Origin of the sequence: Runella limosa DSM 17973, assembly GCF_000482465.1 — a bacterium.
Classification (GTDB): Bacteria; Bacteroidota; Bacteroidia; order Cytophagales; family Spirosomataceae; genus Runella; species Runella limosa.
On the sequence record NZ_KI519426.1, the window covers coordinates 42,569 to 62,410 of the forward strand.

Consider the following 19,842-nt stretch of genomic DNA (forward strand, 5'->3'; position numbering starts at 1 on the left):
CAATTAATAGATAACGGTTAATACATTGGTAGCTAAGTTTTACCCGCGGATTAGCGCAGATTAAGAACCGCAGATATTCGCCGATGAGACTAACTTCATTCAGTGCTTTATCAGCTGCAATCTGCGTTTGTATTGTTCAGCGGGCTTCTGCGGGTAAAAAATAAAGCCATTTCCCTGCCTAGAAACTCACATTTAAGCCAAAAGTGAAAGTTCTTGCTTGACCCACCGAGTTCTTTTCAATCCCAGGGGTTACGTTTGAGTTTCCGTTGACCGATGACTCTGGGTCAGTACCTGTGTAGTTGGTCAACAAAAACAAATTAGAGCCTTGGGCATAGACGCGCACTGTGCTAAGGCCGAGCTTCGTAAACACAGGATTGGCAGGAATACGGTACCCAAGTGACGCATTTTGCAAACGGAGGAAGTCGCCCTTTTCAGCATTGGTCGAAACGGGAAACGACGAACCGCTCGAAAGTTGGTCGTTATATACCAAACGCGGGATGTCGGTGATGTCGCCAGGTTTTTGCCAACGTTGTAAGATTTCGGTAGAGTTGTTGTAGGCGCGTTGGTCGAGGAGCGTAGCACGGGTACCGTTCATGATGTAATTACCTCCCGCAAACGACAAACTCACGGCTGCATCGAAGTTTTTGTACTTGAAAGTGTTGGTCAAGCCACCGTACCATTTGGGAAGGGCATTGCCGATAAGGTAATAATCAGCTCCAGTGATGGCAGGCGCTTTGGTGCCATCTAGGTACGTCCATTGGCTTTGGCCAGGCAATACCACTTGGCTGTACTGAACTTTTTCGCCCTTTGCATTGATAAAAATACGCTGTCCATTTTCTGGATTAACCCCCGCCGTTTTGGCACCGTATAAACTTCCCACCGAGTAGCCTACGCGGGTAATGTTGGTTGTTTCGTACGATACGTGCGTGGTGCCTACAATGTCGGTATTTCCTTGCGCCAACGCCGTTACTTTGTTCGCTAGGGAAGTGATATTGAACGACGTATTCCACGAAAAGTCGCCTTTACGAAGCACGGTAGCGTTGATTCCTAATTCAAGGCCACGGTTGTACATCGACCCTACGTTCCCCAAAATCGAATTGCCAGGAATCCCTTTGGAAACGGCTTGGGGTGCGCTCAAAATCAACCCGTTTACGTCGTTGTTGAAATACGTGATTTCCACCTGAACGCGGTCGTTCCACAAACCTAAGTCAGCACCGATGTTGGTTTGATTGCTGGTTTCCCAGCCTAAGTTGGAGTTCCCCGCTTGCGAAATGCCCCAAGTGGGGACACTTCCGTACAACGAGCCACTGTACAATTCCAACGAACTGTAGGCGTCGTTGAGGTTCCCGTTTCCAACGCGGCCCCAACTAGCGCGCAACTTAACGTTACTCAACAGGTTAGACAGCGGTAAATTTTTGTAAAACGGCTCCTCTGACAGCGCCCAACCGCCTGATACTCCGCCAAAGTTTCCGTATTTTTTGCCTGCACCCAAGGCCGAGTTACCATCACGACGGAAGTTGAACGTAACGAAGTATTTTTTGTTGAAGTCGTAGTTCAAACGGGAGAAAAAAGAAAGGAAAGCGCGCTCACTGATGTCATTGCCCGTGGCCGAAATAGCCCCCCAGTTTCCTTGGTAGTTTTCAAAGAAAGGGTCAGACGTTTGGGTACGCGAAGCCCCCCACGCCGTATAGTCAAACTTCTGAATATCATACCCTACCAACGCCGATGCTGAGTGTTTTCCTCCAAAGCCAAGGTTGTACGAAAGGGTGTTGGTCCAGTTCCAAGTGTCTCTAATGCCCGTGGTGTTTGAGGCATTTCCACGGGTGGAGAAACCGTTACCTTGAATGGCGCTATCGAAACTGACATTGTCGGTACGTAAACGATCGATGGAGTAGGAGCTAGTGAAATCCAAGTTTTTTGCCAAGTTGGCCACTGCCGAAAGTGAGGCAATTATACGGTCATTTTCGGAAGTGTAACGGTTCTCCCGAAGCAGTGCCACGGGGTTTCCCCAGTTGCTTACCACTTGGTTGTTGCCCATACCAATGGTATTGAGCGCTGAGGGATTGATGTTGTAAGAACCGTCGGCGTTAAACGCAGGAATGTTAGGCGATAGTGCCGTTGCCAAGCGTGCTGCTCCTACTAAGAAGAAATTGGAGCTGGGCAACGAGCCTGCGTAAGGTGATTTATTGTAACTGGTGTTGTAAGAAACGCTTCCTTTTAGTTTTAGCCAAGAGGTGATTTCTTGGTCGATGTTGAAACGAATCGCTTTGCGCTTAAACTCGTTGGCGACAAGAAAACCATTTTGGTTGGTGTAGTTGGCCGAAAAGTAGTACGATGTCGTCGGTGTGCCGCCTGAGATGTTGATGTTGTGGCTCTGCGACGTACCCGTGCGGTAAATGTAATCGTACCAACGGGTGTCAATCGGGTTTTTGTTCTCGTCGTAGTTTGGGAAAAATAGAGCCGACGCCACTTTGTCGTTGTTGGCGTTTCCGCCCAAAATTTTAGCGTTTAACACCGCTTCGTTTTTGATCGCGATGTATTGATCGGCATTTAGCAGTTCGGGTAAACGTACCACGTCCGACACGCCCGCCCAAGTTTCGTACGTAATGCGAGGTTTTCCTGCTTTTCCGCGTTTGGTCGTAATGAGCAATACCCCCGCCGCTGCCCGAGAACCATAAATAGAGGTAGAAGCAGCATCTTTTAGTACGTCAATCGACTCAATATCAGCAGGGTTGATGTCGCCAAGCGGGTTGTTAGGAACGGCCGTGCTGGTCGAAACATTTCCTGTATTAATGGGAATACCGTCCACCACGATGAGCGGATAAGAGCTCAATGAAATGGAATTGACCCCACGGATTCGAATCACAGGAGGGTTGTTGAGCACCCCGTTGGGTTGGCCAATGCTTACGCCTGGCGCACGGCCTTGGAGGGCTTGGTCAAAGCTTTGAACGGGTTGTTCCTTGATGGCTTCGCCCGAAACCCGTACCGCCGAACCCGTAAATTCGGCTTTGGTTTGAGTTCCGTACCCCACTACCCGTACCTCGCTAAGTTGTTTAGTATCTGAGTTTAGTTCGATAGAAAAAGTAGATTGATTGGCAACGGCTTTTTCAATGGACGAATACCCAATAAAAGAAAAAATAAGGGTAGAATTGTCAGCAACGGATAGTTTAAACGCGCCCTGTTGGTCAGAAATCGTTCCTGTTTGTGTCCCTTTCACAATGACCGAAACGCCAGGGAGCACCTCACCCGTTTCTTTATCTTTGATGGTTCCTGTGACCGTTTTTTGGGCCAAAGCGGTAATGGCCGAACTCACTATCAAGAGTAAAATGAAGTGTAGTTTTCTGATTTTCATAAAAATAATGGTTAGTTAAAAATGAGTTTTTAATTGTACTTTCCAGCCTCTAGCGTACTGCGTGACAAAGCATATTTTTTCTCGTAGCGATCGAGTACGACTCGGATAGAATCTTTGTGTTCGTCAATTCCCGTCAAAATCACGCGATTGCCCCCGTTCTGAACTTCGTAGTTTAAAATCATGCGGTTGCGCTTGGCAGGACGAGACTCGGCTTCGATGCCTTTGACGCGGCGGGTGGAATACGCAATGGGTTCAATCTTAGGCGCTTCGGGGCCAATAATGGCCAATGCTTCCTTGGGAATCCAGTTGTCTTCTTTCTTTTGAGCACTTTTCTTTTTGGCGGGAGCGTTGGTGCGACCGTCGCCGCCAAAGTCGGTGCGATTTCCCAAAAACTCACGCCCTTCTTGGCGATTGCCACGGTTTTTGTCTTGCAAATACAACACGTGATGAACAGTATCGGCTTCGTAATAAAATACCCGTTGTCCGCCTGCAACCCCCGTCAATTCAAACGTACGGTTGATGTCACGCATGGGAGCGCCACCACCATTTGACAAATCCAAATCGACGGGTTTGTTGACTTTGAAGGTAAGTGTGGTCCATTTTTCAAACGTGGCTTGTTGCCAACGCAGGGTATCCAACGGAGAAAACGGGATGACTTGCCCCTTGTGACGAAACTCCGTTACGTGGTAGTTGCCTCGTAAGGTAGGGATGCCTTTGAGGGCTGGTTGTTTGTAAGGGTCGTACAAGAAATTGATGACTGACAAATACGTAAAAACGGGCAAAAACAAAATAAGGGTGCCTGTTTTGAGAGAAATGCGCGTAATACGTTGCCAAGCCTCAGAAAAAGTGGGGTAGTAGGTGGTAGGAATAGTCGGCTTCTCCAAAATGAGAAGATTGTAAAGTTTGGGGATATAGTCAATGAGTAAAAAGGCAGAGAACAACACTAAGTAGGAGCTGTAAACGTGTACGCCACCATCGTAAGAAAAATTGACATAGACGATGTCGGCTAAGGCGCCAAATAACAATACCGCGCCCCAAAAAGTAGTGGCTCTAAAAAATAACAACGCTCCCGCTGCTACTTCAACCACCCCCGTAAAGACTTCGTACCAAGGCACAATCCCAATCGAAAGCCAATAGATTTTTTGAAGGGTTAAATCCCCAAAATTGGTATTTAATACCCCCCACGACGGATAAGGAAGCTGCGTAGGAGTGAGTTTGGTGAAGCCAAATCCAATGATGCCAATGCCTGCGCGGTAGCGAACAATCACCCGAAGCCAATAGTAAAGCAAGCGGTATTCTTTTGGGTCTTTTTTGATTAAAATGGCAATGCCTGTCCACGCCAAACCCACCACAACGGCAAACAAAAAGGTGATGACCCACACGGCATAGCCGTTGAGCGTACTTCCAAAAATACGGTTCCCAAAAAAGTTCAACCCTGAGCCAAATCGAGCTACGTCGTACAGGTCGCGGTAGTGCAGGTGCAACCAATCGAACGCGACTATTTCTTTGTACCAATCAAGACTGTTGGGCAATGACATTGCCACAAAAAATACAAACGAAATACGAAACGCGATTTTCTTCCAAAGCGGCCATTCCCTTCCCGTTGGGTGATTAGGCTCGTTGTGTTGCGGAAACGGTTCCGTAATCGAGGGAATAGTGAGGGCGGGCGCACCACCCAAATCGACTCTTTCTGAAGTGATCTTGTATAACTTTGACATAGTAGTAAAGCGTTTGAGATTAGAGTTTTAAGCCGCGCCGACGACCTGTTTTTTGCGCTTCGAACGTGAGGTACTTTTTATTGGTTTTTTGTAAAACCGCATATATCGAATCCCGCTGGTTGGTTACTCCTGAAAGTACAAGGGTTGAGTCGTTGGGTTGAGAATAATGCAGGTCAAATACTTCGTTGAGGTAGTGCTTATTGCGGTTCTTGAGGTGCAACACTTTTTGGTTTTCATCCACTTCGTAACTGTAGTAGTGGCGCCCCTGCGAACCCGCAAATTCATAATTGCGGTCGTCGTCGTTGGAATGAATTTCTTCCGTATCGGTTAAGTCCAACTGAACCGAGCGATTTGATTTGATACTGAGCGTATTCCACTTCTCGAACACCACATCCTGCCAGCGCGTAGAATCGGTTTTGGAATAAGGAAGCGGCACGTTATTTAGCTTAAACTCACTGACGTTGTAAAGTCCCTCTGAATTGGGTAAACCTTTTTGGGCTGGAAATTGGTACGGGCCTTTGCGATACGCTGCGTACGTTTCTGCTCCATACACCACCACGAACAAGAGCACATAAGCCGCTTTTAGTACCCAGCGTACTCGTTGCCAATTGGCTTGAAAAACAGGTTGATACTTAGTGGGAAGGGTAGGCTTTTCGAGCGATACCAAAGTGAACAAACGGAGCGCGTCGTACGAAAACAAAAAGAGCGCAAGCGTAATAAGGTAAAAGCTATAGATGTATTCGCCACCTTCGTAGGCGATGTTGGACACAAAAACGTTACCCGTAAAAGGCAGAATAACGAGGGTGCCAATGGTAGCGGTTTTGCGGTGTAGAAGCAAGAGCCCGCCCACGATTTCGACCAATCCTAAAAATGATTGGTAGTTTGGTACTACTCCCAACCCTAACGAAAATAGTTTCCAAGCCGTAAAATCGCCGTAATTGGTGTTGAGATTACTGAGCGAAGGAAGGGGAGACTGCAACGGAAAAAACTTGATAAAACCATACGCAATCACACCGAGTGCCAAGCGATAGCGAACCAACACCCGAACGCCATAGTACAGTTTGTCGTAATCGGTGGTTGGCTTGTCGATTCGCGACCAAATAACGGCTCCGATTCCCGCCAAAACGGCAACAATTAGCCAGTTTATAAAGCTTTCTTGTCCTATAAAATTGGGGGAGTATTTGGACAAATAAAAGATATTTCGGTAGCTAAACGCCCAATCTTCGGTCACAAATAAGTGCTTGAAAAATCGCACGTCAATGGGGAGAACTTGAATAAAGAAATAGAGCCCAAAGAACCGAAAAAGGGCTTTCTCCCAGTTTTTCCATTCGATAGAATCGTCGAGAAGTAATTCTTTTGCCATGGTTGGTTCTAACTGTTATAGGGTGAATAAAAGTTGTTATGATTTGGAGTAGCCCCCTCAAAATCTCCCTGTAAGGGAGGACTTTGAGGGGTGGTTGGGGTTAATAGCCAGGGTTTTGTTCTAATGCTTTGTCAGAGAGTAATTGCTGAACTGGAATGGGAAGTACGTAGCGATTGGCCTCCGAAAGGCTGAACACGGCGGGAGCTCTTCCTGTGCGCACAATGTCAAACCAACGGTGTGGTTCTAGCGCAAACTCGACCCGACGCTCGTTTTCAATCGCCAATAGCAAATCGCTTTGCGTAGCAGCCGTGCTAGCGGTAATTCCTGCACGGTCGCGGATTAGATTCAAGTCAGCCAAACCAAGAGCAAGTTTGTTCTGTTGGGCGCGAGCTTCGGCGCGAATCAAAATAACTTCAGCAATGCGAAGCACGTAACTCGGGTCGGAGGCGGGGTTGCGGTAGTACAAATTTCCGTACCAGCGGTTTTGATTGTCTTTGGCGACCAAGGTACTGCGAGTCCCACCCACGGCGGGATTGTTGAGCAGGGCCACGAGGGCGTCGTTGGGAGCCCATTGGCGCGTACCACCGTTGGTTTGTGGTTGCCATTGGCCACGGTGACTATTTACTTCGGTCGTACCATTGTAGAAAATTTCAAAAATGGATTCCGTCGTACCGCGAGCATCATTGGCAAAAAATGCACTAAATGGTTTTACCAACTTGTAGTTCGTAGCATCACTAATGACTTTATCGGCGTATTCTTCGGCCTTTACCCACTCTTTTTGGTATAAATGATAACGCGCTCTCAAGGCCCACACGGTTTTGCGGGTAGCCCGATAACGGTCGGTGGTGGCAGGTAAAAGTGATTCAGCCGTTTCTAAGTCCTTGAGTACTTGGGCGTAGGTTTCGGCCACACTACTGCGCTTGATACCGCTGTTGTCGGTAGGATTAATGGTTGGTTTTGTAATAAGAGGTACGCCGCCCCAAGTGCGCGCCAAGTCAAAATAGGCCAAAGCTCGGACAAAATAAGCTTCTCCAATGTACTGATTACGAAGGGCGTCGGTTAGCTGTGCGTCTTTGACCGTTGCTACTTTTTCGATGACATTGTTGGCGCGATTGATGGTGCGGTAAATCGAAACCCAAGCCGAACTAATGGTTGAATTGTCGGCATTTACTTTTTTGTTGATGAACTCTTGTACTTGCGACTGCGAACCTGTCCAAACGATATTGTCACTCGACAAATACCCAATGGATTGGAAAGATGTACCATAATAACCCCCGTCGGCCAAGGCGCTATAAACACCTCTTACCGCGGTTTCGGCCGAGGAACGATCGACAATGGTAGCGGCGTCCGAAATAAATTCTCTGGGTTGTACGTCAAGGAATTTTTCACAAGAACTACTTACTAAAGCCAAGCTTACCCAAAGTATATGATGTTTGATTTTCATTGTTTTGCTCAAATTTTAGAATGTAATATTGATTCCTACCTGTACCCCAAGTGGTTGAGGAGGCGTACCTAAGTCGATACCTTGTTGGTTTTGGTCGCTGCTTGCGCTCGACTCAGGGTCTAGGCCCGTGTATTTGGTCAACAGCCAGAGGTTGGTGCCCGAAACATACACGCGAAGTTGGTCGGCACCGATTTTACGACTCACCGTTTTGGGAATCGAGTATCCGACGTTGAGCGAACGAAGCCGTAAAAACGAGCCATCTTCTAACCAACGGCTACCACCGTCGCGGTAGTTGTTGACGTTGATTCCATCGGGGCGAGGTACGTCGGTGATGTCGCCAGGTTTTTGCCAACGTTGGTTATTTTTGGCAAAAATGATTCGTGCGGCATCGCGCGCACCGCCCCCTTCGCCAAAGAAGCGGTTGTGGTTGTAAATCTTGTTGCCGTATTGGAAAGAGAAGAATAAACTGACATCAAAGCCTTTGTAGGTCAAGTTGTTTGTTAAACCTCCAAAGAATTTTGGCCAAATACTGCCTACAATTTGGCGGTCAGCGACGGTAATTTGACCATCTTTATTGACGTCATCATAAATGACATTACCAGTTTGTGGGTCAACGCCCAATTCTTTATATACCCAAAACGAATACAGCGGTGTCCCTTCTTGTTGGAGAATTAAATCACGGCTACCGTAGCGAAGTGGGTTGGCAAGTTTCTCAATTTTATTGATGTTGCGGGCAACGTTGAAGCTTGTGCTCCATTGAAAATCTCCCTTGCGAACGTTGACGGTACTGATGCCTAGTTCAAAACCTTTGTTGCTGATTTCGGCGGCGTTCGACCAATACGTGCTAAAGCCAGACGTTGCGGGCAAGGCCAATTGTAGCAAACCATTGGTGGTGTATTTGTTGTAAACGTTAAATTCTACGTTGAGGCGTTGGTCTAAGAACGACGCATCTACCCCGACGTTCAACTGGCGCGTACGTTCCCACTGCAAGTCGGCGTTCCCCAATTGTTGAGGCGCAATCCCTGCCGAACTTTGATAACCCGAACCACCCGTCCAAAGGCCCTGCGAGGCAAAGTTCCCGATGCCGTTTTGGTTTCCAATCACCCCGATACTGGCCCGTAATTTAAGGTCACTCAATACCCGAACGTCTTGCAAGAATGCCTCTTGTTTTACACGCCAGGCCACTCCTGCCGATGGGAAGAAGCCCCATTTGCGGTTGTTCCCAAAACGCGACGAACCATCGGCGCGGGCACTAAAATCAATGAGGTATTTTCCGCCAAAATTGTAATCTACTTTGGCAAAGAAGGACGCTAAGTTGCTTTTGCTCCAGCTTTGAGAAGAGGCCGTGGTCGCTGCCGACGAAATTTGCGTAAACTGATTGTTGGCAAAACCGCGTCCTTCGGCATACGTACGAGTTAGTAAATCACTTTGAAGGGTATTTCCGACTAAGACTCCAAACGAATGTTTTGCCCCGATTTTCTGGCGGAAAGTAAGCGTTTGCTCGTTCAACCAAGTGGTAAATTGGCTAATCGAAGAGGTCGCCAAACCGTTCGGGCTTCCTGAAATCAACAAGTTGTTCCAGTATTCTGATTCGTTGTAGTTGTTGTAATCAATACCCCAACTACTGCGGAATTTTAGATTCGGCAAAAGTTGAACATCCGCGTATAAGTTCCCGATGTAACGCAAACTCGTAGAGTTAACGTTGTAGTTATCAAGCAATAACGTAAGGTTGTCGAAGCCTGCGCGCCCTACCAAAACTCCTTGCTCATTGACGGGCGAAAGGTACGTAGGCGTGTGCAGGGCCGCTTGCAAAAGCCCCCCCGCAGGGCCATCTCCCGCGCGGGCTTGGTTGCGGTAAGTGCGCGTAAACGTGTTGCTGACGCCCACTTGTACGTTGTCGTTGACCTTTTGGTCGAGGTTTACTTTAAAACTAGCGCGTTGAAACGTAATGGGTTTGATAATAGCCTCTTGCGAATTGAGGCCACCACCGATGTAGTATTTCGTACTTTTGGTACCACCCGAAAGCGATAAATCGTAGTTGGAAAGCGATGCCGTACGGAAAAGCTCACTTAGGCGGTCGTACGTTTGCTGTTCTTCGGGAAGTCCTCTGCCACCTTCCGACACGGGACGGAAGGGACGATTGGCAAAGGTGCGGTTGAGTGAAGGGGTATCTTTACCCGTATTGATCCACCACTCGTTGACGAGCTGGGCGTGTTCTGGCCCCGTGGTTAGTTCCCAAAGTTTGGTAGCTTTGGCTTGACCGTACGAGGCGTTCAACGAAATCTTAGGCTTTTGTTCAAAACTTCCGCGTTTGGTGGTAATCAAAATCACCCCATTGGCGCCGCGAGAGCCGTACAAAGCCGTAGCTTCGGCATCTTTTAATACCTCGATACTTTCAATGTCGTTGGGGTTGAGGTCGGCAATGGGTGAGGTCGCCTTTCCACCCGTTCCGATGGTTTGCAGCGAATTGTTGTTGATAAATACGCCATCTACGACGTAAAGTGGGTCGTTGTCGGCGTTGATGGAAGTTGCCCCGCGTACTCGAATGTTAACCGCCTCTCCAGGAACGCCTGTGTTGCTAGAAATCTGCACCCCCGATACTTTTCCTTGCAATTGGGCGTCAAAACTTCCCGCTTGAATTGATTTTGACTCGGCAGGGTCAATTTTTGCGATAGAACCGATGAGGTCTTTTCGTTCGAGTGTACCGTAGCCAACAACCACTACTTCAGAGAGTTGTTTCGTATCAGGCGCAAGTTCGAGAACTACTTTGTCTGAATTGACAATTATTTCGTTGGTCAAATAACCGATGTAACTGACGACGACCGTGAAGGGTAATTTTTGCCCCGTTCTAAGGGTAAATTTGCCATCCGCATCGCTGGTACTTCCGTTGGTGGTTCCCTTGATGACGACCGACGCACCTACCAATGCCTCCCGTGTCTTTTGGTCGATGAGCTTACCCGAAACCGTCGCGTTGATGGTCGGCGTATTTTGGGCCGAAGCCAGCCATGAGGTAAATAAAAGTAAGCCCCACAGAGATAAAATTTTTTTCATTACTTTGCAGTGTTAAATAAAACAAAAGGTTGTGCCACTTCCTGCGTAGGAAATGGTATCATTTTAGCCAATGAGCCTTTGTTGCTTTAGCTTGTGCCAGGGTAGTTGCCGCTACTTTGGCACGTTTTGTTTATTGGGTGATTTAAAAATGGTTACTTCAAAATTTGTTATTGGATTAAAGACTATCGAATAAATATAGATTTTTTACAATTTTTTCGCTATTCCTTTTTCTATTTATATTATCTCATTTGAATGATTTCTTTCAAGCTGCATTTGCTCGTAAATCACTAACCATTGGTTGACTCGTTAGTGCATCTTTTTAAGATAAATTGAAGAAACGAGTTTGGGTTTGACCAGAAGCTTATTACAATTGGTATAGAAGCTGCTGGTTGGTTGATTGTGGGCACAAAGGTGAAAAGTGTGTTTCATATAAACAAGCTTTAAATATAATTTTTTTTATAATTATTACCCTAAAATCTATCTATTTATAGTAAATAAATTAGTCTATATGTAAAATATATTGATATAAAATCTTCTAAATGTATTATTTATTCTCGTTTTGAGCGTATTATAGGGGTAAAATGGTATTATAAGAAGGATAGTAGTGGCTAAATGGCTTGGTTAGACTAAAAAATAAAAGCGTAAACTCCTAATAATCAATAGACTAATCAAAATTTCGTTTTTTAATTTTTTTTGAAAAATAGTTGGAAAATTGTTTTTTTATTTCTCACCTTTGCAACCACAATCACTGAGCGAAGTGATATACCATTTGGCTATTTATTCAACCATGCTAACTTTTGCTCTTCACTTGGAAGGGAAGCTTTTTTAGAAAAGTATCGCTCATCAAAATTCATCGAAAAAGTTTTAATAATTAATCATTTGAATACGCTCTTTCATTTATATAAAATATCTATAATGTATATAGGAATAATTATTTTTTAAACTTAAACTAGGAAACACCATGAAAAAAGTACCAGTTGTTGTCGCCTCATTTATGTTGTTTGGAGGCGTTTCGCAAGCGCGTCTGTCGAAAAAGGAAAGCGCTTATGCTGTCGATACCCGAAACAGTAAATTGGTTTGGGTGGGTAAAAAAGTGACGGGAGAACACACGGGTTTGGTTCCCATCACCAATGGAAGCCTCGTGTGGGCAGATAACAAGCTCAAAGGGGGGAACTTTGACATTGACGTTAAAAACTTAACCGTAACTGACATTACCGATGCTTCTTACAACGAAAAGTTGGTGGGGCACCTTAAAAATGATGACTTTTTTGCCGTGGCAAAATACCCCAAAGCAAGTTTTGTGATTTCTTCGGTGACGCCCAAAGGTGCTAACAACTACGAAATCGTGGGGAAACTTACCATCAAGGGCATTACGCAAGAAGTTAGGTTTCCAGCCGTGGTAAAAGCTGAGAAATCGCTCCTTACTGCCCAGGCCAAGATTAATGTGGACCGTACTAAATTCGATATTCGCTATCGGTCGAGCAACTTCTTTGAAAATTTGGGCGACAAAGCCATTGAAAACGATTTTACGCTTGACGTGAACTTGGTAGCGAATGCTTCGTCGGTAACAAAACTTTAATAGACTTGGAAAGTCTATTAATTCAAAAAATTAGTCTGTATGTATATTTAAGGTGGGTTAGTTATTTCAAATAACCGTCGGGGATTTTACCCCGACGGAGTATTTTCTGAACCATTATGACTACGAAAAAAATGAAAAAAATCGGACTAGTGACCCTCGTTTTCCTACTAGGAACGCTGGGGGTGTTTGCCCAAAATGCCGATAATGTGGCACAGTGGCAGTTTAAGTTTGCCAAATCAGGTTTTGAGATGGGGGAAGAAGTAGAGCTGGTTTTCTTGGTTCAGCTCGAAAAAGGCTGGTCGCTTTATTCGTCTGATTGCAAGGCGAAAAAAGGCGTAGAACCTACCAAATTTGAGTTTGCCGAAAACGGTTCTTTTGCCGTTACGAGCACCATTGTTCCCGTAGCACCTCTTGCGCAAAAAAATGAAGTAGAGGGAGCAGAGACTACTTATTTTACCCAAAAGGGAGAATTTAGAACCAAAGTTCGTTTGGATGACCCTAACTATGACATTACAGGAACAATCAAAGGTACGCTTTACAATGAGCGATCTGGAAAAAGTATTCCGTTTCAAAAAACGTTTCATTTTCTAAACTAGACAGGGCTGGTGAAAGATGTCACCGAACGTCAGCCGCCCTGATGGGGCTTTGGAGACGACCTCGGTCATTCTTTCTAAGAAGATGTAGCTCCTCTGGAGCAATAAATAGAAAAGCTATATTTTAATGTATTCAATCTGTAAATTAAAGAACTTCATCTAATCATCATCAACTAATCAAACCAATTTCCTTACCTAACCTACGTCGAGAAAGAGTCGGAAGTAAAACCCCGACTCTAACATTCCAATCATCAGACACCATGAAAATATACTTTGATAATGCGGCAACTACCCCCATCGACCGTGAGGTGTTAGGGGCATTGATGCCCTATTTGACCACTTTTTACGGCAACCCATCCTCCAGTCATGGATTTGGACGGCAAGCACGCGAAGCCATTGAAACAAGCAGAGCGCAAATTGGGAAGGTACTCAATACGCCTTCTGAGGCTATTTATTTTACATCGGGCGCGACGGAGGCTTTGAATTGGGTGATTACTGCAGCGGTGAATGCTTACGAACTTCGGCACGTCATCACAAGTCCTACTGAGCACAAAGCTGTGCTGCAACCCCTTCGTTGGCTTCAGAAAGAGCACAAAATCCAGCTACATTACGTGGAGCTAGATGACAAAGGGCAGATAGATACAGCCCATTTGCAACAATTATTGAAAGAATTTCCGCATTCGTTGGTGGCGTTGATGCACGGCAATAATGAAATCGGAAACCTCCATGATTTGGAGTGGATTGGCCATTTGTGTCAAGCCGCTGGAGCGCTTTTTTTATCAGATACCACCCAGACAATTGGTAAGTATTCGTTTGATTTACAGCGTCTTCCTGTTGATTTTTTGGTTGGGTCGGGGCACAAGTTTCACGCCCAAAAAGGTGTGGGTTTTGTGTATGTTTCACCCAAGCGTAAGATAAAACCTTTGTTGCACGGCGGGGGGCAGGAGCGCTCGCTTCGTTCGGGAACGGAAAATGTAGCGGCCATCGTCGGAATCGGGAAAGCCCTTGAAGTAGCCTACTATGACTTGGAGGCCCACGAAAAGAGCATTCGTTTTGTCAAAAATCGCCTGATTAAACAACTCGAAAATTTGGGCATTGGCTGTACGTTTAACGGTGAGAGTGCTTCTTCGGAAAATAGCCTTTATACGTTGCTCAATGTCGCGTTTCCCGCCTTAAAATCAGGAGAGTCTTTGCTGAGTTACTTGGATTTGTACGGCATTGCTGCCTCGGGTGGGAGTGCGTGTTCTAATCTTCAAGCCACTGATTCTCACGTGTTGACGGCGCTTCAGGCCGCGCCCGAAGCCCAACATATTCGTTTTTCGTTTAGTAAATACAACACGCCTGGCGAAGTGGATTATGTCACCCAAAGCTTGAACGAGATTTACGAAAACGACCGCCGAACTTTCCATCCAAAACGCTTACGAAACGATTTGAATGACCGATTTTTTGAACCCTTAAACGTATTATATCGTCATGTCACTAAAATTTGAAACCTTACAATTACACGCAGGCCAGACCGCCGACCCTACCACCAACGCGCGGGCTGTACCTATTTATCAAACCACTTCGTACGTTTTTAATAATGCCGAACACGGAGCCAATTTGTTTGCGCTCAAAGAGTTTGGTAATATTTATACCCGTATCATGAACCCTACCCACGATGTGTTTGAAAAGCGCATCGCGGCTTTGGAGGGTGGGGTTGCTGCCCTCGCTACGGGTTCGGGACATGCAGCGCAGTTTTTGGCCATCAATAACATTACGACGGTTGGCGATAACTTCGTCACTACGTCATTTTTGTACGGTGGAACGTATAACCAATTTAAAAATTCTTTCAAAAACCTTGGGGTGGAAGCGCGTTTTGTGGATGGTGATAATGTGGATGCCTTCGAGCGGCTGATTGACGAAAAAACCAAGTTTTTATACCTAGAAACGATTGGAAATCCAGGCTTTAATGTCCCAGATTTTGAGGCTTTTGCCAAACTTGCCGATAAATATGACCTGCCAATTATTGTTGACAATACATTTGGAGCAGGTGGAGCGATTGCCCAACCTATCAAGTATGGAGCCCACGTAGTGGTCTCGTCGGCCACGAAATGGATTGGTGGACACGGAACTACCATGGGTGGGGTCATTGTGGATGCAGGAACGTACAATTGGGGAAATGGTAAATACCCGCAGTTTACGGATCCTTCGCCTAGTTACCACGGTTTAGTGCTGAATGACGTGTTCGGGGTAGGTGGTCCTTTTGGGAACATTCAATTTATCATTCGGGCGCGGGTGGAAGGTTTGCGGGATTGGGGGCCTGCTCAGTCGCCGTTTAACTCGTTTTTATTGCTCCAAGGGCTCGAAACGCTGACATTGCGCGTAGAACGTATCGGTGAAAATGCCCTTGCTTTGGCGCAGTGGCTTCAAAACCAACCGCAAGTGGAGAGCGTGAATTACCTTGGTCTGGAGGAAAATCCTTACCATGAACTGGCGAAAAAGTACTTTACGCGAGGATTTGGCGGGGTACTTTCGTTTAAATTAAAAGGTGGTCGCGAGCAGGCCGAAAAGTTTGTCAACAGTTTGAAGTTAATTAGTCACTTAGCAAACGTAGGTGACGCCAAAACGCTGATTATTCATCCCGCTTCTACGACCCATTCGCAGTTGTCGGCTGAAGAGCAGCGCACGGCGGGTGTTGACCCTAATTTGTTGCGTATTTCGGTGGGTATCGAACATATCGACGACATCAAGGAGGATATAAGTCAAGCACTTAGCCTAGGATAATTTTTTATTGAGTCTTTTTCATAGCCCTATATAGGGAGAGTGAAAGGGAATTTGGGAAATGAGTCAATTTGGGGTAATCGCTTGAATTATCCCAAATTTTATTTTCCAAAGGCCATTCCTCAAACTGAATTAACGGAACGGTCTGACTATCGTCTGACCGATTTAGCGTAATAAACGGTCAGACGATAGTCAGACCGTTTGAGTGTATAAACTGACTAAAATATTGTATAGAATTGGTGGGTTGAATAAAGCAAAAATCCCCGAAGCATTGCTTCAGGGATTTTTTTATTGCAGGCAAGAAAGTAGGCTACTCTAATCCTATTTTGCGCCATACTGGCAACAGCCAATCATACACATAGCAACCTGCGCAAATACCCGCCAAGGATTCAAGTGCGGCAAAAAAAGCCAAGACCCCCGCCACCCAAATCGTTGAAATACCTAGTACTTGTAAAACGGTGATTGTGACCGAGAAAGCAAAGCCAATGCGTGCGGCAAAACGTTTGGGAGGAAAGTAAATAGGTTTGGTTGGAAAAGAAAGACGTTGGACAATCTCGTCACTGAGGTGCGCCAAAGGGCTAAACTTGCCCGCATCAAACGCACGTAAACCAAAATCAACAACCAGTACAATGGGCAAAAACAGCCAGCCAGTGAATAAGTACCCGATGACCAATACCAACACTAAAAAAGCGATGGTACGAACTTTGTATTCGTTAATTTGGGCGATATGTTTGATTTCTGACATGGTAATAATGCGTTTATTTGCCTCCCGCTGCGGCCGTTGATTTGGGTGCTTCCGTGGCAAGCAGTTGATTCACATCAGCGTTAAACTCTTTCACAAATTCTTCGTAGTAAGCGCCTGTGGCAGGGCCTGTATAACCCGTGTGAATCTTGGTGACTTTGCCTGAACGATCAATGTAAATGGTGGTTGGGAAAGACAATACCTCACTGAGTTCGGGCAGCACCGAAGAAGCGTATTTTTTGTCGGCTACGCCCGCAAAAAGTAGGTCATATTCGACACCAAACCTGTTTTTAAGGGCTTCCAAGCGTGTTTTAGCAAAGGCGGGGTCGTTTTTACGTTCGAAAGATAACCCAATGATTTCAACACCTCTCGCGCGGTTGGCTTTGTACCAAGGGGCCAAAAACTGAGCTTCGTCCACGCAGTTGGGGCACCAGCTTCCTAGTACCGTTACAATCACGGCTTTGCCTTGGTATTTAGGGTCTTTGAGCGACACCGTTTTTCCCGTAAACGCATCAGGAAAAGCGAAATGAAGGGTAGAAGCGCCTTCTTTGAGGGTGGTCAAGTGGTAGGCATCAGGAAGGGCAGCTTTTTCATTGCGTACGCCTTTAATGGTTTGATTACCTCGGAAACCAATAAATTCCCCCGTTAGCTCATTTCCCGAAACTTTCCCTCTGATAAGGGTAGGGTTAGAACCACTAAAAGCGGAAAGAAAAAACTCTTCTCCTTTCACCGTGCCTTCTAAATAGCGAAAATCACCCGTGGTGGTCAGGAAGGTGCCCGTTAGTTTGCTCCCAACTTGGTCAAACACCCCCACCACCTGACGGGCGTTGCCTTTATCATCGCCGATGGTCACGTCCCATTTGCCTTTTAAGCTAACATTGGCTACGGGAGTGACTTCGAAGAAACGGTGTTTTTTCCCAAATTCGGCTTTAAACGGAATGCCTGAATCAGTGACACTTCGTTTAAATGCCCCCGAAAGCTGCGTTGGGGAGTCAATTTTGGCGGCTAAGACGGCGTCGTAAACTTCCACGGGAAAGAAAAGGGAATCTCCTTTTTGGGTAACACCTTTCAGTTCAAACCGTTCGGTTCCGTTGAGTAGGTAGGCGGTTTGGCCTTTCAGTTCAAAATTAAAGGGAGCTTCTTGCCCCGCTGGAAAGGCAAAGGTACCTCGCCAATGGCCTTGTTGGGGAGCGACTTGCGCTTGGGCAAGGCTTGCACCAAAGAGGGCGGTAATCATTGTGAGCTTTTTCATACAATTTTGCTGGTTTAAAGTTGATAAGTGCTTGATTATTAATTGTTAAAATGTTAGCTATCAAATCCCATTTCAGTGAGTGCAGCGCGGGCTTTGCTGTCAACGGAGCTTTTGTATTCGTGTTTTTTGTAGGAAATCGCCTTCTCAAAATAGGCTTTGGCTTGTTGGCGTTGTCCTTTTTCTTGGTAGTAATAACCAATCTGCAATGACGCACTCGGCGCGAAATACCAACTTTCCTTGGCCGACAATTGGATGGCTTTTTCAAACGAAGCCAAGGCTTTGTCACTTTGATGCGTACGTTGAAACACTTTGCCCGCTCGGAAATAATACTCGGCGCGCTCTTTGGGCGTTTCTAGGTCTTTTTCAGTGAGCTGGGTCAGCAATTCTGCCGCTTTTTCGTAATACCCACCGTCGGAAGCGTGTTTAATTTTGAGCAGGGTTTTGTTCGGAAGTTGGTGTGTTTTTGAATAGCTTTCGTAGAACTTCTCGGCGGCTTTGTCTGACTCAGCGTAAGCCACCCCCACCGACGGAATCCGAGCCAATGATTGTTGGGCTTTCGTCGAATCGCCCGTGAGCCAATGGCACAACGCTAGTTTGTAATAGGCTTCCTTGAGGTAAGATTTCCCTTTAAATTGGCGAATGTAAAGCGTATATAACCGACTCGCTTCGGCGTAGTCGCCTTTGAGCAAATGGGCGTCGGCGCGGTAGAGCGTAAAAATAGAAAGTGCAGGATAGGAGGGGTCAGATGGTGCTTTTTTGAGCAGTTTCAACGCTTGCTCATTGCGGGTACTTTTGAGCGAAATGGCCGTAGCCAACCAATGAAAACTCAGATTATCCGCTTGATTTTCAATTGTATTGAGCAGCTCGGTGTTTTCGCGTTCGTCAAACTTTAGAACAAATTCTTGAATAAAAAACGACGTAAGCATTGCTTCGTTTCCCCATTCTTTGTCTTTGGTAGCTCGGTGCAATTCAGAAACACCCTGAGCAATGTTTCCCTTTAAACCCAGTAGTTTGAGTACCCAACGGTGATTGTCGGGAACGGAACCAATGACAATATGCAGGCAGCCCAGCGATTTGTACGTTGGTAGAAATTGAGGAAACAGTTTTTGATTTTCTTCCAACAATTTTGCCGCTTGAATCACATTCCAAGCCGCTTTTACCTCATTGCCAAAACGAATGCGAACTACTGCCGACAATAGCTTGATTTCAGCCCGCAAAAACCGATTGTAAGGCGACTGTTCGTCGAGGTCTTCGATGGCGTCGAGGCGTTCATCTTCGTGGGTTAAGAAAGTATTATAAGCATCTTCGGTGTCGGTGTTGAGCAATTGAATTGTTTCGGCATAATGCTCCACGTAAACCCGAAACGGATTGGACGATTTTTCGGACGCGGCCAATTTTTTTGCACTTTCCAGCCGAAGTTTAAATACTTCTTGGTGGGCTTTTTGGAGGTTGGGCGTAAAGTCAAAATCTGCGGCAAATGCCGAAGAAATAGTTGATAAACAGGCTACTAGAAGTGCGAAATAGGTTTTTATACTAAACATAACTCAGTTCTGAATGCTTCGGGTAACACATACGGTTGTAGCGATGCTTCGACTTGGACTTCCAACGTTGCGTTGAACATCGTTGCGGCAACCAATTGAGTCGCAAAACTCACGAGCAAAATGACTTGCTCTTGCGAGTAGCGTTGGGTAAGGGCTTCGTATAACTCATCGGGGATTTTACCGCCTTCGGTGGCTATTTTTGAGCCAAATAAAATCACAAGCAATTCGTCTTCTTCCACTTCTAGTAGGTCGGGATTTTCTCCTAATTCCAGTAAGTTTTTCCTAAAAAAAGCCGAGAAAACCGCGCTTTGAGCGGATTGAGCAATGAGATAGCCAAACATCAAGGCAAGGCGTTTACCGAGCAGCTGGTGTACTTGCGTATATTGCTTATCGACAATGCTATGAATTTCGGAAGGGATAAGGACAGGAATGCTTTTTGACATC

The 19,842-nt window shown here is 46.0% G+C and carries 13 protein-coding genes; 4 read left to right on the forward strand and 9 right to left on the reverse strand.

Annotated features, from left to right (window positions below; all coding sequences use genetic code 11):
- Positions 1-178: 178 nt before the first annotated feature.
- The 5 genes from K339_RS0124850 to K339_RS0124870 all read right to left on the reverse strand — a co-directional run bounded on the left by K339_RS0124850 (position 179) and on the right by K339_RS0124870 (position 10,928).
- Positions 179-3,352 (reverse strand): SusC/RagA family TonB-linked outer membrane protein, encoded by a 3,174-nt coding sequence (locus tag K339_RS0124850; RefSeq protein ID WP_028526031.1) that lies wholly within the window; start codon positions 3,350-3,352, stop codon positions 179-181.
- A 29-nt stretch (positions 3,353-3,381) separates the two neighbouring features.
- Positions 3,382-5,070 carry a hypothetical protein gene (locus K339_RS0124855; protein WP_028526032.1) on the reverse strand — a complete coding sequence of 563 codons (1,689 nt, stop codon included), beginning with the start codon at positions 5,068-5,070 and terminating at the stop codon, positions 3,382-3,384.
- Positions 5,071-5,089: 19 nt separating this feature from the next.
- Positions 5,090-6,433 (reverse strand): hypothetical protein, encoded by a 1,344-nt coding sequence (locus K339_RS0124860; protein ID WP_028526033.1) that lies wholly within the window; start codon positions 6,431-6,433, stop codon positions 5,090-5,092.
- A gap of 100 nt (positions 6,434-6,533) precedes the next feature.
- Complete coding sequence (locus K339_RS0124865) at positions 6,534-7,877, reverse strand: RagB/SusD family nutrient uptake outer membrane protein (RefSeq protein ID WP_028526034.1); 1,344 nt, start codon at positions 7,875-7,877, stop codon at positions 6,534-6,536.
- A gap of 15 nt (positions 7,878-7,892) precedes the next feature.
- Positions 7,893-10,928, reverse strand: coding sequence for a SusC/RagA family TonB-linked outer membrane protein (locus K339_RS0124870; RefSeq protein ID WP_028526035.1), 3,036 nt, complete (start codon positions 10,926-10,928; stop codon positions 7,893-7,895).
- A 961-nt stretch (positions 10,929-11,889) separates the two neighbouring features.
- Between K339_RS0124870 and K339_RS0124875 the strand changes: the two genes are divergently transcribed.
- The 4 genes from K339_RS0124875 (at position 11,890) to K339_RS0124890 (ending at position 15,866) form a co-directional block, all read left to right on the forward strand.
- Entirely contained in the window at positions 11,890-12,507 is a 618-nt protein-coding gene (locus K339_RS0124875) for a YceI family protein (protein WP_028526036.1), read from the forward strand.
- A 131-nt stretch (positions 12,508-12,638) separates the two neighbouring features.
- The gene (locus K339_RS0124880) at positions 12,639-13,103 is read left to right on the forward strand and encodes a hypothetical protein (RefSeq protein WP_157607737.1); all 465 of its coding nucleotides are present in this window, start codon (positions 12,639-12,641) and stop codon (positions 13,101-13,103) included.
- 257 nt (positions 13,104-13,360) lie between these two features.
- Positions 13,361-14,590: a cysteine desulfurase family protein gene (locus K339_RS34710; protein ID WP_064751014.1), complete on the forward strand. Its 1,230-nt coding sequence runs from the start codon at positions 13,361-13,363 to the stop codon at positions 14,588-14,590.
- The gene (locus K339_RS0124890) at positions 14,574-15,866 is read left to right on the forward strand and encodes an O-acetylhomoserine aminocarboxypropyltransferase/cysteine synthase family protein (protein ID WP_037301870.1); all 1,293 of its coding nucleotides are present in this window, start codon (positions 14,574-14,576) and stop codon (positions 15,864-15,866) included. The genes K339_RS34710 and K339_RS0124890 overlap by 17 nt, the downstream gene beginning before the upstream one ends.
- A 307-nt stretch (positions 15,867-16,173) precedes the next feature.
- On the opposite strand, the gene K339_RS0124900 is transcribed toward K339_RS0124890, so the two are convergent.
- The 4 genes from K339_RS0124900 to K339_RS34725 are packed head-to-tail and all read right to left on the reverse strand — an operon-like array spanning position 16,174 to position 19,841.
- Complete coding sequence (locus tag K339_RS0124900; protein ID WP_028526039.1) at positions 16,174-16,608, reverse strand: DUF4395 domain-containing protein; 435 nt, start codon at positions 16,606-16,608, stop codon at positions 16,174-16,176.
- A gap of 13 nt (positions 16,609-16,621) precedes the next feature.
- A complete protein-coding gene (locus K339_RS34715; protein WP_051398235.1) occupies positions 16,622-17,857 on the reverse strand; it encodes a peroxiredoxin family protein in 1,236 nt (411 codons plus the stop codon).
- Between the two features lie 53 nt (positions 17,858-17,910).
- Entirely contained in the window at positions 17,911-19,398 is a 1,488-nt protein-coding gene (locus K339_RS34720) for a tetratricopeptide repeat protein (protein ID WP_051398236.1), read from the reverse strand.
- On the reverse strand, positions 19,386-19,841 hold the full coding sequence (locus K339_RS34725) for a hypothetical protein (protein ID WP_051398237.1): 456 nt from the start codon (positions 19,839-19,841) through the stop codon (positions 19,386-19,388). The genes K339_RS34720 and K339_RS34725 overlap by 13 nt, the downstream gene beginning before the upstream one ends.
- Between the last annotated feature and the right edge of the window lies 1 nt (position 19,842).

What these genes read in the sequence shown, in the direction of transcription:
- K339_RS0124850 (WP_028526031.1), bottom strand. Translation starts at nt 3,352, where the DNA reads ATGAAAATCAGAAAACTACACTTCATTTTACTCTTGATAGTGAGTTCG.
- K339_RS0124855 (WP_028526032.1), bottom strand. Translation starts at nt 5,070, where the DNA reads ATGTCAAAGTTATACAAGATCACTTCAGAAAGAGTCGATTTGGGTGGT.
- K339_RS0124860 (WP_028526033.1), bottom strand. Translation starts at nt 6,433, where the DNA reads ATGGCAAAAGAATTACTTCTCGACGATTCTATCGAATGGAAAAACTGG.
- K339_RS0124865 (WP_028526034.1), bottom strand. Translation starts at nt 7,877, where the DNA reads ATGAAAATCAAACATCATATACTTTGGGTAAGCTTGGCTTTAGTAAGT.
- K339_RS0124870 (WP_028526035.1), bottom strand. Translation starts at nt 10,928, where the DNA reads ATGAAAAAAATTTTATCTCTGTGGGGCTTACTTTTATTTACCTCATGG.
- K339_RS0124875 (WP_028526036.1), top strand. Translation starts at nt 11,890, where the DNA reads ATGAAAAAAGTACCAGTTGTTGTCGCCTCATTTATGTTGTTTGGAGGC.
- K339_RS0124880 (WP_157607737.1), top strand. Translation starts at nt 12,639, where the DNA reads ATGAAAAAAATCGGACTAGTGACCCTCGTTTTCCTACTAGGAACGCTG.
- K339_RS34710 (WP_064751014.1), top strand. Translation starts at nt 13,361, where the DNA reads ATGAAAATATACTTTGATAATGCGGCAACTACCCCCATCGACCGTGAG.
- K339_RS0124890 (WP_037301870.1), top strand. Translation starts at nt 14,574, where the DNA reads ATGTCACTAAAATTTGAAACCTTACAATTACACGCAGGCCAGACCGCC.
- K339_RS0124900 (WP_028526039.1), bottom strand. Translation starts at nt 16,608, where the DNA reads ATGTCAGAAATCAAACATATCGCCCAAATTAACGAATACAAAGTTCGT.
- K339_RS34715 (WP_051398235.1), bottom strand. Translation starts at nt 17,857, where the DNA reads ATGAAAAAGCTCACAATGATTACCGCCCTCTTTGGTGCAAGCCTTGCC.
- K339_RS34720 (WP_051398236.1), bottom strand. Translation starts at nt 19,398, where the DNA reads ATGTTTAGTATAAAAACCTATTTCGCACTTCTAGTAGCCTGTTTATCA.
- K339_RS34725 (WP_051398237.1), bottom strand. Translation starts at nt 19,841, where the DNA reads ATGTCAAAAAGCATTCCTGTCCTTATCCCTTCCGAAATTCATAGCATT.